The 14,113-nt window shown below is 61.0% G+C and carries 11 protein-coding genes; 4 read left to right on the forward strand and 7 right to left on the reverse strand.

Annotated features, from left to right (window positions below):
* The first annotated feature begins 32 nt into the window (after window positions 1-32).
* The gene (locus AR456_RS17010; RefSeq protein WP_021818122.1) at window positions 33-1,832 is read left to right on the forward strand and encodes a monovalent cation:proton antiporter-2 (CPA2) family protein; all 1,800 of its coding nucleotides are present in this window, start codon (window positions 33-35) and stop codon (window positions 1,830-1,832) included.
* Between the two features lie 10 nt (window positions 1,833-1,842).
* Here the strand turns inward: AR456_RS17010 and AR456_RS17015 are convergent, their stop codons facing one another.
* Together AR456_RS17015 and AR456_RS17020 are read right to left on the reverse strand one after the other, a co-directional pair.
* Entirely contained in the window at window positions 1,843-4,137 is a 2,295-nt protein-coding gene (locus AR456_RS17015; RefSeq protein WP_021818121.1) for an ATP-dependent DNA helicase, read from the reverse strand.
* Complete coding sequence (locus AR456_RS17020; protein WP_051995703.1) at window positions 4,130-5,833, reverse strand: VRR-NUC domain-containing protein; 1,704 nt, start codon at window positions 5,831-5,833, stop codon at window positions 4,130-4,132. The genes AR456_RS17015 and AR456_RS17020 overlap by 8 nt, the downstream gene beginning before the upstream one ends.
* A 138-nt stretch (window positions 5,834-5,971) precedes the next feature.
* On the opposite strand from AR456_RS17020, the gene AR456_RS17025 reads away from it, so the two are divergent.
* Window positions 5,972-7,009 (forward strand): patatin-like phospholipase family protein, encoded by a 1,038-nt coding sequence (locus AR456_RS17025; RefSeq protein ID WP_021818119.1) that lies wholly within the window; start codon window positions 5,972-5,974, stop codon window positions 7,007-7,009.
* Here the strand turns inward: AR456_RS17025 and AR456_RS17030 are convergent.
* Both AR456_RS17030 and AR456_RS17035 read right to left on the reverse strand, forming a co-directional pair.
* A complete protein-coding gene (locus tag AR456_RS17030) occupies window positions 7,006-8,040 on the reverse strand; it encodes an NAD(P)H-dependent flavin oxidoreductase (protein ID WP_021818118.1) in 1,035 nt (344 codons plus the stop codon). The two genes, AR456_RS17025 and AR456_RS17030, sit on opposite strands and share 4 nt — an antisense overlap.
* Window positions 8,037-8,591: a retropepsin-like aspartic protease family protein gene (locus tag AR456_RS17035; protein ID WP_021818117.1), complete on the reverse strand. Its 555-nt coding sequence runs from the start codon at window positions 8,589-8,591 to the stop codon at window positions 8,037-8,039. Before AR456_RS17035 ends, AR456_RS17030 begins: the two co-directional genes overlap by 4 nt.
* 285 nt (window positions 8,592-8,876) lie before the next feature.
* Here AR456_RS17035 and AR456_RS17040 point away from each other — a divergent pair, with 285 nt between their 5' ends.
* Window positions 8,877-9,491: a flavin reductase family protein gene (locus AR456_RS17040; protein WP_021818116.1), complete on the forward strand. Its 615-nt coding sequence runs from the start codon at window positions 8,877-8,879 to the stop codon at window positions 9,489-9,491.
* 107 nt (window positions 9,492-9,598) lie between these two features.
* Here the strand turns inward: AR456_RS17040 and AR456_RS17045 are convergent, their stop codons facing one another.
* Both AR456_RS17045 and AR456_RS17050 read right to left on the reverse strand, forming a co-directional pair.
* Window positions 9,599-10,345 carry a sulfite exporter TauE/SafE family protein gene (locus AR456_RS17045; protein WP_021818115.1) on the reverse strand — a complete coding sequence of 249 codons (747 nt, stop codon included), beginning with the start codon at window positions 10,343-10,345 and terminating at the stop codon, window positions 9,599-9,601.
* A complete protein-coding gene (locus AR456_RS17050; RefSeq protein WP_031207348.1) occupies window positions 10,342-11,697 on the reverse strand; it encodes an MFS transporter in 1,356 nt (451 codons plus the stop codon). The genes AR456_RS17045 and AR456_RS17050 overlap by 4 nt, the downstream gene beginning before the upstream one ends.
* Window positions 11,698-11,839: 142 nt before the next feature.
* Here AR456_RS17050 and AR456_RS17055 point away from each other — a divergent pair, with 142 nt between their 5' ends.
* A complete protein-coding gene (locus tag AR456_RS17055) occupies window positions 11,840-12,673 on the forward strand; it encodes a helix-turn-helix transcriptional regulator (RefSeq protein ID WP_021818113.1) in 834 nt (277 codons plus the stop codon).
* Between the two features lie 22 nt (window positions 12,674-12,695).
* Here the strand turns inward: AR456_RS17055 and AR456_RS17060 are convergent, their stop codons facing one another.
* Complete coding sequence (locus tag AR456_RS17060) at window positions 12,696-13,940, reverse strand: M20 family metallo-hydrolase (protein ID WP_021818112.1); 1,245 nt, start codon at window positions 13,938-13,940, stop codon at window positions 12,696-12,698.
* Between the last annotated feature and the right edge of the window lie 173 nt (window positions 13,941-14,113).

Raw genomic sequence — 14,113 nt, forward strand, 5'->3', positions numbered from 1 at the left:
AGCATCCCTATACTCAGTCTGGAGCCTTGAAGTTGGCCACGACACTACTCAACGCTCTCATTTTTCTGGTCGCGGCGGTTGTCATCGTCCCGATCATCAAACGTCTCGGTCTCGGGGAGGTACTCGGTTATCTCGTCGCAGGCGTGATTATCGGGCCCTCTGTCCTCGGGCTGATACCCGATGCCGAGGCAGTGCTGCACTTCTCCGAGGTGGGCATTGTCTTTCTGCTGTTCATCATCGGCCTGGAGCTCAAGCCTGCGCGCCTGAAGTTGATGCGCAAGGCGGTCTTCGGGTTCGGTAGCCTGCAAGTCAGCGTCGCGACTCTGATACTGACCCTCTGCTGCATTGGGCTGTTTGGCCTGTCACCGATGGCGGCGATAGTCGTCGGTTTCAGCCTTGCTCTGTGTTCGACCGCGCTGGTGTTGCACCTGCTGGCCGAGCAGCATGAAGTAGGCACGCGCCACGGGCGCTATGCCTTTGCCATCCTGCTGTTCCAGGATATCGCGGCGATCCCGGTGCTGGCTGCCATCCCCATGCTGGCGGGTGGGCCAATGCTGGAAGATGGCCTGATGCCGATGCTGGGCCATGCCTCTGTCGCCATCGGTGCCTTTGTCGGCCTGATTCTCGGCGGCCGACTATTGCTGCGGCCGCTCTTCCGGCTGGCCGCCTCAACCAAAAGCCGTGAGGTATTTGCCGGGACTTCACTGGCCGTGGTGATCGGTGCTGCGGTGCTGATGGAGCTGGTCGGACTATCGATGGCGCTGGGCGCTTTCATTGCCGGTATCCTGCTGGCGGACTCGGAGTACCGGCACAGCATTGAAGCGGATATCGAGCCATTCCGTGGTCTGTTGTTGGGCCTGTTCTTCATGGCGGTGGGCATGACCACCGAGATCGGCCTGCTGGTCGAGACACCCGGGCTGATTCTCGGCCTGACGGCCATGCTGCTGGTAGCCAAGTGGCTGAGCATGGTGATCGCCGCTCGCCTCTATCGCAACAGCTGGAAAACGGCATTCAACCTTGCCGCCTTGATGCCTCAGGGCGGAGAGTTTGCTTTCGTCATGCTGACGGCAGCAGGCACTGCTGCGCTGCTCGACACGGATCTGGTGCAGACACTGGTGCTGGTGATCTCGCTGTCGATGGCCGCTACGCCGCTGTTCTTCCTGATTCATTCACGCCTGATCCGCCCGCTGTTCAAGGCACCGGCCGCGACAGCGAGCTTCGATACGCCACAGGATGATTCACCACGCATCATCATCGCCGGGTTCGGGCGCTTCGGTCAGATCGTGGGACGCGTCTTCCATGGGCTGAAGGTTCCCTACACGGTACTCGACATCAATCCCAATCGCGTCGAGGTGATACGCCGCTACGGTAGCAAGGTGTATTTCGGTGACGCCTCGCGCATCGACCTGCTGGAAGCGGCGGGTGCCGATCGTGCTCAGATTCTGGTGGTGGCGGTCAGTGATCCCGAGACATCCATGACCATCATCGAGCGCGCCAGCAAACGATTCCCGAACTTGAAGATCTATGTCAGGGCACGTAATCGCCGCCATTCCCTGAAATTGATGCGCACCGATGTCAGTTTCATTCAGCGTGAGTTGATGCCCGCCAGCCTCAACATCACTCGTGAAGCACTCATCGGTCTGGGTTTTGACCGTGCTCAGGCACAGCGGGCTGTCGATATCTTCCAGCGCCATGACGAGAAGACTCTGCGGGATCAACTGGGGGTCGAGGATTACGATCAATTGGTCCAGACGGCGCAACAGGCCGCACGTGAACTCGAGTCCCTTTACGAAGCCGCCGAAGACATCGACGTGCGCCCCGACAAGGTGTGACCCTTCGCCATCATGACGTCGCGCCCGGCCACCAGCCGGGCAAGCGCTGCTGCACTTCTGGCGACGCGTAGCGATCGTCCATCAACACCACCACACCGCGATCCTCGGGGCCTCGAATCACTCGTCCTGCCGCCTGAACGACCTTGATCATTCCGGGAACGCGGTAGGCATAGTCATCTCCCCGACCGAAGCGCGTATCGAGCCGCTGCTTGAGGACTTCCTGGCGCGGCTCGCGAGGTGGTAATCCCAGCGTGGCGATAAAGGCTCCGATCAGTCGATCACCGGGGAGATCCACGCCCTCGGCAAAGGCTCCACCCAACACCGCCAGCGCGATGCCGCAGCCACCTGGACGAAAATCGGCAATGAACTGTCCGCGCTGCTCTTCGCTCATGCCACGCTGCTGACGACGCAGTGGAATCTCGGGATATGCCTCGCGGACCGCGTCGTATACCTGTTGCAGGTAGCTGAAGCTGGAGACGAAAGCCAGATAATGACCGGGTTGGCGTTGATACTGTTCGGCGAGGGTCTCGACGATCCCCGGTAGCGAGCGTTCACGGTCTCGATAACGGGTCGAGAGGTGCCGACAGACTCGGACTTCAAGCTGCTCGGAACTGAACGGAGACGGCACCTCATGCCACACCGTGCGCTCGGGCAAGCCAAGCAGATCACGTTGATAGTTCACCGGTGACAGGGTCGCGGAGAACAGTGTACAGGCGCTGGCCGCAGCGAAACGAGGCGCGAGGAAATCCGCGGGCACCAGGTTGACGATGGCCAGCTGTGAACGCCCTCGCCCATGCCGCGTCAGTTCGCACAGCGAGTGGTCGGCAAAGCTCTCCGCCAATCGAGTAAAGGCCAGTACCTCGAACAGGCATTCGGTCAGCATTCCAGCACCGTCCTCGGGATGCTCACCCAGGTAGTCACTGATGGCGCTACTGGCGCCCTGCAAGGCACCAACCAACTCCTCGGGAAGCGTCTCCAACTGCTGCCACTGTGGTGCATCGCCAACGCTGGAGCCGCCCTGCTCGCGCACCAGCGCCTGCCAGCTGCGCACCACTCGTCCCAGCGAACGTTTCACTCCGCCTGGCGCCTCACGATGCCAGGCCGCCAGGCGATGCTGATCAAGACTCGCCGAGTACATGCCCCTGGCACGATCTACCAGGTTATGCGCTTCATCGACCAACAGCGCCATGCGCCAGTCCTCACTGCGACACAGGCCATGGAGCAGCGCGCTGCTGTCGAAGAAGTGATTGACATCGGCAACGATCACATCACTCCAGCGTGCCATTTCCTGCCCCAGATAGTAGGGACAGAGCTGGTGCTGCCGCGCCACTTCACGCAGCCCTGCTCGGTCCAACCACCCATGCTGCGCTGCCGCCGCACGTGCCTCCGGTAGCCGATCATAGAATCCTTGCGCCAGCGGACAGGCATCACCATGGCAGGCGCGTCCGGGATACTCGCAGGACTTTTCCCGAGCAATCAGCTCCAGTGCACGCAGTGGTGCTCCCGGCTCGGGAAACAGCTGCGCCAGCGCATCCAGTGCCACCTGGCGCCCGGGAGTCTTCATGGTCAGAAACGCCAGTCGATCGAGGCTACGCCGTGGCATCGCCTTGAGCGTTGGAAACAGCGTGCCCAGTGTCTTGCCAATGCCTGTCGGTGCCTCGACCAGCAACTCACGCCCGGTGGCCGCGGCCTTGTACACCGCTTCCGCCAGATCGCGCTGGCCGATTCGGAAGTCGGGCCAGGCAAAGGCCAGCTCGTTCAGCGCCACATCGCGCTTGTGCCGATGGGAGGCTTCCGCTTCTCCCCACTGCCGATAGTCACGGCAACGCTGCGTCAGCTCCTGCCACAATGTCTCGGCATCGCAGGATTCCGTCAGCCGCGTCTCGCGCCGGGAAACAATATCGAGATAGACCAGCACCAGCGTCACCTCGGAGAGCTGCTGCTCCCGGCACCAGAGCGCGCCGTAGGCTCGAACCTGAGCCCAGTGCAACGCGCGCTGATTGTCAGCCATCCGGTCAAGCCGTCCACGGTGGGTCTTGATCTCCTCCAGTGTCCGGCCATCACGGCAGACACCGTCAATGCGCCCTTGAACACGCAGCCCATCGATCTCTGCCGACACCGACACTTCCGAACGGTAGCCCTCACCCCGCGAGGCAACAACATGCGCATGGCCTTCGATGCCATCACGGGCGCTGGGCGAGGGAGTAAAACGGTGATCCAGATCGCCACGGCGCGCGGTGAAGTCACACAACGCACGCACGCCGACGCTCGGCTGCGAGGAACGCGGTTGCGAAGCATCACTCATGACGCCACTCCACGTGCCACACTTCCACCGCGATGCCGTGGGACTTCAACCATGCCAGCCAACGACGCTGGTTATCCTGCAGCCTATCTCCCGGCGCCTTCACCTCGATCAGTCGATAGCGTGGCGCATTCTCGGTGGCATCAGGCAGGAACTGCACCAGATCCGGAAGCCCCGACCGATTGACCGCCGGGTCCGACAGCAGACGCTGGAACATGCAACGCAGATCAGCCACGGGGATACAGTCGAGCGCCTGGGCCAACAATGGAGGTTCGAGCAGTTCCCAGTGGACAAAGGGATTGGCCAGGCCATGACAGCGTTGCCAGGTAGCGAGAATACGATCGCGATAGTGGCCATCGTCCAGCTGTGCCAAGGCGGCATCGAACAGCCCACGCCGACGCGCGACAAAGTCGTCGCGACGCAGGTCCGCAGGCCCGTGCTGAAAGGGATGGAAGAAGGCACCGGGCAAGGGAGCAAAGATGGCTTCCCAGCACAACAACCCGAACAGCCCCGTCACCAGGCCATTCTCGACATAGTACGCCGGCTGATCGGGCGCGCTGATCGCGTCACGCACAGCGCTCTCAACGCTGCCACTGGTGATCAGACTGTCCGCGGGCAGTTCAATCACCCGCGTATCGGGACGGCGCGCAGCCGACACCTCAGGAAGCGGCAACGCCAGGCGTTTGGCCAGGCGCGGCAGCAGGCGTTCGAGGGCCTGAAGCTCTGCCTCGCCAGCGGGCGCCGACAACGCCTCGACGGCCAACCGGTGAGCCTCGGCGTACTCCCCTTGCCGTTCGAGTAGCCGCAAGCGTCGAATGCGGGCGTCTCCGGAACCAGCGAGGGTATAGCAGCGCAAGGCCATCGGGTTGTCGCCATCACGTTGAGCTTGTTGCCCGAGACGATACAGTAGCCTGGCACGACGCTCACCCAGCCAGGCATTGTCTTCGGCCACGGCAGGCAAATCGTTGACAAGCGACTCGGCGGTCTCACCTTCTTCGTGGCGCTCACGCAGATCATGCAGGGCAAGGTAGATATCCACATCCTCACGACTGCGGAAGGCATGGGATAACTCGCTCAGGTCGACCGGTGGATAACGCACCAGGCCCAGCTCGGCAAGCACGAAGTCCGACCATGTCTGGCGCAGGTTGCCGAAGAACATCAAGCGGAGTCGATCACAGACCGGCATCACCGTCAGCCGCACCATGCTGTCGTCGGCTTCAGGCCACCACTCTGTCAACGTATGGGACTGGCCCTCCAGATCCTGAAGTGCGTCGCGCATGCTCTGACGGTTCGCCGACCTTGTGACACTGCGGGATGTCAGTAACGATGCCAGCCCCCCTGCAAAAGCCTGACGTAACTCCGGTACGCGCAACTGCGTAAACAGTTCGTCGAGAGTGAGCAATGGATCAGGCACCACCATCCCGGCCTCAACCAGAGGTGCCATGGCCTTGTCGATATCGCCGATTTCGTCATAGTTGAGACGCGAGCGACGGAACAGTTCACCCTTGCGAGAGACCATGCGTACCAACAGCGCCTGTGATGCTTCCGGCAGTGTGCCGATGGCAGCAATGAACTCCCGCTCAGGTTCCGCCAGCAGGACGTCATGATGCGCTCCCACCCAGTCGAGGACGAACTGGAAATGGCGCAGGTAGTAATGTGGGTCCTGACGAAGGTCGTTCGGCAGCTCGGGGACAGGCATGGGCGTCACGATATTCACCCAGTAGGTATCCGGGCATTGACAATGAGAGAGTCAGGCAAGACTGTTATATGCAGTGCAGTATGGCATGACGCTGGATACGACTGAACACTCTTCCATCCTTGCGATCAGGAGGTACCGGTGAACCGGCAAGCCAAACGCATCAACCTGGCGCTGCAGGGTGGCGGCGCGCATGGCGCCTTTACCTGGGGCGTGCTGGATACCCTGCTCGATACGCCCACCATCGAGATAGAAGCCATCTCCGGCACCTCGGCTGGCGCCATGAACGCGGTGATCATGGCCGATGGTCTGGTCACAGGCGGCCCGGAGGCGGCGCGCGAAAAGCTCGCAAACTTCTGGCGTGCGGTGGCCGATGCTGCAAGCTTCAGCCCACTGCAACGCAGCCCCTGGGATCGCTTGATCGGCAACTGGAGTCTCGACTATTCACCGGGCCATGTATTCTTCGACATGATGACCCGCTTCTGGGCCCCCAGCCAGTTCAATCCCCTCAAGTACAACCCGCTGCGCGATATCCTGATCGACCAGGTGGACTTCGCCAACGTCCGCCGCTGCGACCGCCTCAAGCTGTTCGTCGCCGCCACCAATGCGCTCACCGGCAGAGTCAAGATCTTCCATGGCGGTGAACTCAGCGCAGACATGGTGATGGCATCGGCCTGTCTGCCATTCCTGTTCGAGGCGGTGGAGATCGATGGCGTGCCCTACTGGGATGGCGGCTATTCGGGTAACCCTCCGCTGTTTCCCTTCTATTGCGAAACCACCAGCCGCGACATCCTGATCGTGCAGATCAACCCAGTGGAACGCTCAAGTGCCCCGACCGATGCCGTGGACATTCTCAACCGCACCAACGAAATCACCTTCAATGCCAGCCTGCTCAAGGAGCTGCGGGCACTGAACTTCATCAAGCGGCTGATTCGTGATGGCACCATCGATTCTCCTGAATATCGAGACATGCTGGTGCATATCATCGATAGCCAGGAGTTGCTGAAAACGCTGGGCGCATCATCCAAGCTCAACGCCGAGTGGGAGTTCCTGTGCCACCTGCGTGATCTCGGCCGCCAACGGGCCGAGAACTGGCTCGAGCTGCATCATGACGACCTTGGTCAGCGCGACACGGTAAATCTGCCGGAGATGTTTTCAGGTGTAATGCCAATTGGCTAGCGCGACGGGATGTCCTCCGCCAGCCACAACAATTGCTCCTCGGCTGGCACTTCGCGGCAACTCTGGCGGTTCTCCCCCGCCCAGAGTGGCGAGAAATCAGGCAGACAGCGCGACTCTGCACAGGCACGCAGTTCGCTGAGACCTGCAGCGGCAAGTGGGAAATCGGGGATATCCGGGTCGAGCGGCCCGAGTTCACGCATGGCGCGATTGACGATGCCACGGGCTGGACGTCCAGTGAATACATTAGTGATTTGCGTTGGTGCATCCTTTTCCCGCAGTGCTCGCCGATGTACGGCACGCGTCGTAGCCTCGGGACAACACAGGAAGGCAGTTCCCACCTGTACCGCCTGGGCCCCACGTGACAGAGCCTCGGCTACCGCCTGAGGATCGGAAATACCTCCCGCCGCAATCACCGGTAATGAAACGTTATCAACGACTTGTGACAACAGTTCCATGGTGGGTAGTTGCAGGCTGAGGTCATGGCTCAGGAAGTGCCCACGATGGCCTCCGGCCTCCAATCCCTGGACGATGATCGCGTCAACGCCTCGCTCCTCCAGCCATAACGCTTCATCGAGCGTAGTGGCTGTGGACAGCACCACGGCGCCACAGGCCTTGACCCGTGCAAGCAGTTGCGCCTCCGGCAATCCAAAGTGAAAGCTCACCACTGCCGGTGGATTCTGTTCCAGTACCGCACAGATATCCGCATCGAAAGGTCGACGCGTAGGTCCCGAGCTGGAAGGCGGCTCGATCCCCAGTTCCTGATGAAAGGGTTTCAGTCGCTCATGCCAGCGCTCCAATCGCTCAGGCTGTGCAGGCGGGTTTTCGTGACAGAAGAAATTGACGTTGACCGGCCCCTGATCAGCAATGCTGATCAAGGCCTGTTCCAGTGCGTCTAGAGACAACATGCCGGCAGGCAGCCCGCCAAGGCCCCCTGCCGCAGTGATTGCCAGCGCCAGCTCCTCGTCCTGAGCCCCCGCCATGGGCGCCTGCAGGATCGGCAAGCGTAATCCCAGTCGTTTCAACAGCGTCATGAACCAGACTCCTGGCTGGAAGATGTACCGGCGATTCCGCCTGCCGGCACCTTGAGTTCGAGAATATCGCCGCGAATGACAATATCAAAGCGCTTGAGAAAGCTCATACCCAGCAGCACTCTATCACCTTCACTCCCCGGATTGATTGCCCCGCGGACATCATGCGCGGTCAAACCGCCCAGACCAACAGTATCCAATCGGACCAGACTGCCATTCACGGTCCCGTTGGCGGTATGCAGACGCACCGCGCCCATCGACCGTAAGCCCAGTTGGTCTGCGAGGTGGCTCGGCACACTCACCACGCTGGCTCCGGTATCGAGCAGAAAGCGCACCTCCTGCCCATTGATCGTACCCGGTGCCCGGTAGTGGCCATCTGCGCCGCGCTTCAATTGTAGAGCCTCATCCCCCGCAATCGATACCAGACCGGCATTGGGATTATCGCGCCGTTCCAGCCAACCGTTCACCCACCAGCCGCCAAGCGCCATGAGCAGCACCCAGAACACCAGCATCATGACCAACCCCGGGCCACGCGAGGGATGACCTTCCGCCATTCGCTTTCTCCCCATCACTCCAGCATACCCGTGCCGGCCGGTGAAAATGCCAGACCATGCCAACTGCCAGCCGACCAATATCCGTCGCACTGGAGTGGTACTTTGACCTCATAGAATAACCGCAGCAATGTATGGCTGGCGATGCATGGCTGGCGATGTATGACTGACGATGCATGGCTGGCGATTCACACCAGTGGGGAAGCGTAGCTGGCATGCCTCCAGTACACTGCTCTCACGCGATTACCAACACCACTTACCTACCGAACCAGCCCAGGGAGCACCTTGATGAGCGATACACTACTGCATACCAGCGACATGGACGCCGGGCTGATCTATCGACTATTCACCGGCGCGATTGCCCCACGCCCGATTGCCTGGGTCTCGACCATCAGTGAGGCTGGGCATGTCAACCTCGCGCCCTTTTCCTTCTTCAATGTCGCCAGCGTCATGCCTCCGGTACTGGCCTTCTCACCGCTGATTACCGCCGATGGTCGAATCAAGGATACGCTCACCAACCTCAAGGAAGTCGCTGAGTGTGTCGTGCATATCGGTGGAGAAGCGCTGGTCGAACCGCTCAACGCCACCAGCGCGAGCCTACCGCCGGAAGCTGATGAGTTCGAGCATGCGGGATTGACCAAGGCTGCAATGGGCGAGTTGCGTGTACCGCGCATTGCCGAGGCCCCCGTAGCCTTCGGTTGCCACGTCCGTGACATCATCCACTTCGGCGATCAACCGATGGCCGGCAACCTGGTACTGGCCGAAGTTATCGACATTCATGCCTCCCCCGAGGTGTGGGACGGTCGTCACGTCAGCGTCGAACGCCTCGCCCCCATCGGCCGTATGGCGGGTAGCGACTATGCACGCAGCAGCGACCTGTTTGCATTGGAGAGGCCAAAATAAGAGGGAAGAGGGAAGAAAAGAGAAGGAAGATGGCCAGGTGAACGATGCTCAAGTAAACGATGCTCAAGTAAACGATACTCAAGTAAACGATACTCAAGTAAACAACGCTACAGCGCCCTGACCACCAACCCGATGCCAAGTCCGATGATGCCGATCAGAAACACCAGCCGGAAGCGGGCTTCCGATAGTCGGCGGCGCAGCTTCTGACCGAGCCACATGCCGGCAAATGCCGGCACCAGGGCTGCGCAGGAGGCCAGCAGTAGATCACCGGTAAGGACGTCGCGTTCACCCAATGCGAGGGCGAGGCTGGCGGTGGTGAGGCAGAACAGCATCCCCATCGCCTGAATCAGCGCCTCGCGCGGCAGGCCGATGGACTGCAACCAGGGCACGCCGGGAAATACGCTGGAGCCGGTCATTCCGGTCAACAGCCCGGTCAGCGCTCCGGCACCAGAAGCATGGGCCGGGCGCTCGGTAAAGGCGATACTGCGGCGGGCAAGATTCATGGCGCCATACAGCATCAGCAACACGCCCAGCAGCAGTGATAGCCAGCGAGCATCGACACTTGCCAGCACCCAGACGCCAGGCCAGACAGCCAGTGCCGCCGTGGTCAGAAACAGCCATAGCCTGCGACTCAATACCAGCAGTTGCCCACCAGCCAGAGCCTGCCAAAGATTGGTAACCACCGTCGGCACCAGCATCAGTGCCATAGCGTTCGGCAACCCGATGACAGCGGTCAACAGCGCCAGCAGCACCGTCGGCATGCCCATGCCGAGAATGCCCTTGACCATCCCGGCAAGGACCAGCGCGGCCACCACCAACACCAGCTGAGCAGGGTCGCCGAGAATGAGGCTCACGACTCGGACTGCTCCCAGTCACGGGCTACCTGCTGGCCACGCGCCTGATTGACGCCCAGGCAGATCAGGATGGCAATGATGAAGAAGGCCGCGCAAAGCAGGACCGACGCCTGAAGACCAACGACGGCCTGCAATAGGCCGATGCCGATGATCCCCACTACTCCGGCAACCTTGTTGGCCAGTCCCCAGAAGCCAAAGAACTCCGCGGACTTCTGCTGCGGTGAGAAAAGACCGACCAGCACGCGACTGGCAGACTGGCTGGAACCGAGGCTCAAGCCCGCCAGACAGCCGACATAGAGGAACAGGTCCTGAGCCTGCCAATCCAGCCCGAAGCTGTTGTTTAGCCAGGCGGTGAGCTCCGGCGTGGCCCAGATCGCCAGCACCGCCAGTACCCACATCACCAGCGTCATCAGGTAGGTCACGCGGGTGCCGATCCGGTCCTGAATGACGCCGAAGCCCAGCGCGCCGATCGCCGCCGTGATCTGTACGATGACGAACATCAGGTTACGAGTCGTGCTGTCCCAGCCGACCACCTGCGCACCGTAGATAAAAGCGAAGGTGATGATGATGTAGACCCCGGCCATGGAGAACATCACCGAAATCAGGAACAGCCCGAGGTCACGAAAGCGCCGTAATTCATGCATGGTGCTGGAAACGCGCTGCCAGGCAATCTGGGTGAAGCTTGCCGATACTGGATGCGGCTGACCGCGTTCCTTCAACCACAGGAAGGTGGGGATCGCGGCAATCAGAAAGAATCCCGCAGCGAAGGGCCCAACCCAACGAATACGCTCGAAGTTCTCGGCGGTGGTTTCCCCCAGCACCAGCAGCGTAAAGCCTGCTGCCACCATGCCGCCGATGTAACCCAATGCCCAGCCAAACCCGGAAATACTGCCCAGCTTCTCCGGTGGCCCCAGTTCGGGCAGGAAGGAGGCGATGAACGACTCACCCATCGAGTAGCTGTAGTTGGAAATGATGATCAGGATCAGCCCCAGCACCACATAGCCCGGCTCAACAAAATAGAGCATGGCGCTGGTGGCGACGGTGGCCAGGTAGCTGACAAACAGGAAGCGCTTCTTCTCGGCGCGATAATCCATCACCGCGCCACATAGCGGGCCGGTGAGCACAACCAGCAGGAAGCTCATCGCCAGCGCGAAGCTCCACAGCAGATTGGCGAGCCGGAAGTCATCGCCACGATCGCCGACGATGACCGTGGTGAACATTTCGCCAAACACCACGGTGATGATCAGCAGTGTGTAGGCCTGATTGGCGAAGTCGAACATCGCCCAGCCGAGGATCTCCTTTCGCGACGCCCGTGGTGTCGTCGGCGTGGGGAGTGCATCTGTTACGCTCATTGCGCCTTCCTGTTGGCAAGGAGAGCTCAAGATACCAGCCCTCGCTGCACAGATGCCATGCTACAGATCCAAAGGTATGGATATGGACGCTGCCGGGACAGGAGGATAGGCTCTTGCCATTGTCCGACAACCGGTTACGTACATGACTCCCACGGATCTGCTCGCCTCCAGCGCGGGGCTGGAATGGCACCAGCGTCTTGCCGCCCTGTTTCTCGGCGCTGCAGATGCCGACCTGCCTCGCCGCCTCGAACAGGCACTCCACGAGCTGGCCGATCACGACACCGTCATCTTTCATGCCTACCGAGGTCGCGGCCGACCATTGGTGATCCACGACAACTACCCGCCGCATCGACGCGAACAGGGCGTCGATCGTTACCTCAGTCGTATCTATCTACTCGACCCCTTCTTCCAGGCCATCGAGTCTGGCGTGGACAGCGGTGGTCACCGGTTACGCGACCTGGCGCCGGACCGCTTCGAAAGCAGCGAATACCATGCCCACTACTACCGTGGGTTGGGTCTCAAGGATGAAGTCGGACTCTTCGCACGCGTCGCGGAAGATACTGTGATGGTGGTATCACTGGGCTTCAGTGCTACCGCCGGTAGCCTGACACGACGGCACCTCCAGGCACTGCGTCATGTCACGCCTGTTGTGGCGGCGTTGCTGACACAGTTCTGGACCTGGCAGCATGCACGCTTCGACGACGCCATGAACGAGGTCGAGCCGGTGGACGCCGCCTTCTCGACCTTTGGACAGGGCCAACTCACTCGCCGCGAGCAGGAAATCGTACGCCTGCTGCTCGCCGGTCATTCGACCAAATCAGCCGCGCGCGAGCTGGGCATCAGCGATGGCACCGTCAAGGTCCACCGCAAACACCTCTACCAGCGCCTGGGTGTTTCCAGCCAGGCGCAGCTGTTCCGCTGCTTTCTCGATCACGTGGCGGTGGTTTCTCGCCAGCAATACAATCAGAGCGGCTGAGCGCAGAGCGGTGGTAAACCGCTCAACGGTTGGCGTGGGCGATCACCGCATCACACAGGATCTGGACTCCCTGACCACACTGCTCGGGGCTGGAGTACTCGGCCTCGTTGTGACTGATGCCGTCACGACAGGGCACAAAGATCATCGCCGTCGGTGCCACCCGGGACACATAGACCGCGTCGTGGCCGGCGCCACTCATCATGCGCCGATGGGGCAAGTTCCGCTGACGTGCAGCGGTATCCACGGCATCAATACACGCCGGATCAAAATCAACGACCGGTGATGCCCAGATCTGTTTGCAGTCGGTGGTTACACCGAATGCCTCCTCGATCGCGGCAACTTCCTGCTCGAAAAGCTGCTGCAGGATGTCCAACTGGGACTCATCACCGTGACGCAGGTCGACCGTGAGTTGTAACTCGCCAGGCACCACATTGCGCGATGAGGAGGCAATCTCCAGTTGGCCGAAGGTGACACGCGTCGCGCCACTGGTATCGGCCAACGCATGAGCGTAGAGACGGTCGATCAGACGTGCGGCGGCGGCCAGCGCATCGCGACGCAGGCGCATCGGTGTCGGCCCTGCATGGGAATTCTGCCCGGAGATGTTCAGGTTGAACCAGCGCATACCCTGAACGCCGGTCACGACACCAATCGCTTCCTGCTGCTCTTCGAGCACCGGGCCCTGCTCGATATGCAGTTCGAAATAGCTGTCGAGCCCAGGCTCTCCCAGCTCCAGTTCCGCGCGATAACCCAGCCTTTCGATCTCCTGGCCCATGGTGGTACCGGCGCTATCGGCAATCGCCAGCGTGTCTTCCAGCTTGAAGACTCCGGCATAGGTACCGGATGCGACCATGGCCGGTGCGAAGCGACTACCTTCTTCGTTGGTCCACACCACCAGCTCCAGCGGGCGCTCGGTCACGACTCCAGCATCGGCGAGGGTCCGCAATACCTCGAGGCCCCCCAACACACCGAGAATGCCGTCGAAACGTCCACCCAGCGGCTGGGTATCGAGGTGGCTGCCCAGCGCCACGGGAGGCAAGTCATTGCGGCGACCCTCGCGACGAATGAACAGATTACCGATCGGGTCCAGCCGCCACTGGCAACCCAGCGCCTCACACCATTCGATCAGCAGGCGTCGGCCGGCATCATCCTCGTCGGTCAGGGCCAGACGGCAGCTACCACCACCCGCAGTGGGGCCAATTTCGGCCATGGCCATCAGGCTGTCCCACAGGCGCTGGAAATTGATATCGAGAGAAGCAGTGGTCGTCATTCGAGGGGTTCTCCTGTTGTTGTCATTTCATACGCTCTTGAGCCGCGCGTTTTCCTGCCGAGAGCTGTTGTGTCAGGCCCAGGCATATCACGGACCGTCATGGCGCGATGTCGAACAGGGCCTTGCCATAGGCCATTCAGCGTAGAGGTAGCGCATTCAGCATAGAGGTAAGT

The organism is Halomonas huangheensis, assembly GCF_001431725.1.
Taxonomy (GTDB): Bacteria; Pseudomonadota; Gammaproteobacteria; order Pseudomonadales; family Halomonadaceae; genus Halomonas; species Halomonas huangheensis.